1 protein-coding gene is annotated in these 463 nt (G+C 66.3%); it reads right to left on the bottom strand.

Annotation, left to right across the window (positions count from 1 at the left end; all coding sequences use genetic code 11):
• Nucleotides 1-96: 96 nt before the first annotated feature.
• Nucleotides 97-463 (bottom strand): hypothetical protein (locus tag ACNFBR_RS29270; protein ID WP_416737882.1); only part of this gene is annotated, 367 nt, incomplete at its 5' end.

The raw sequence follows: 463 nt of genomic DNA, 5'->3' as shown, positions 1-463 counted from the left end.
GGGTCTCGGCCTTGGCATCCTCCACCGGGCCAGAGCTCGGCAGAAGCATTGTCTCGATTGCGGCCTCGATCGCGCTGATCGCTACGCTGTGCGGGCTCATTGCGCGTCCTCTGCCTGGGCCAGAACTCCCTCCTTGGCGAAGGGGGTGAGGAGCTGGCGGGCGATTTCCTCAAGCTGTGCCTGGGGGTTGGCGACGCTCATGATCTCGTCGGCGCATGCCGCTGAGTCGCTGGTGACCTTGCAGCGCGCTGCCAGGACCAGGCGCCCGAGCACTGAGCTGCTGATGCCCGACAGGCCAAGCTGGTCCATCACGAACTCATCCACTGCCTGAGCGAAGCGCTCAAAGGTCACACCCTGCTGTGGGCGCATCCGGCGCTGGAACACGAAGTCGCGGCGCGCCATCAGTTCAGCGATGCCGTCGTCGATCCAGCGGTCCTCCGGCGAGCTCTCACTCACCGCCGGC

Origin of the sequence: Pseudomonas sp. NY11955 (genome assembly GCF_048068035.1) — a bacterium.
Classification (GTDB): Bacteria; Pseudomonadota; Gammaproteobacteria; order Pseudomonadales; family Pseudomonadaceae; genus Aquipseudomonas.
The sequence above is the reverse complement of the archived record's forward strand: the minus strand, read 5'-3'. Positions and strand labels throughout refer to the sequence as shown.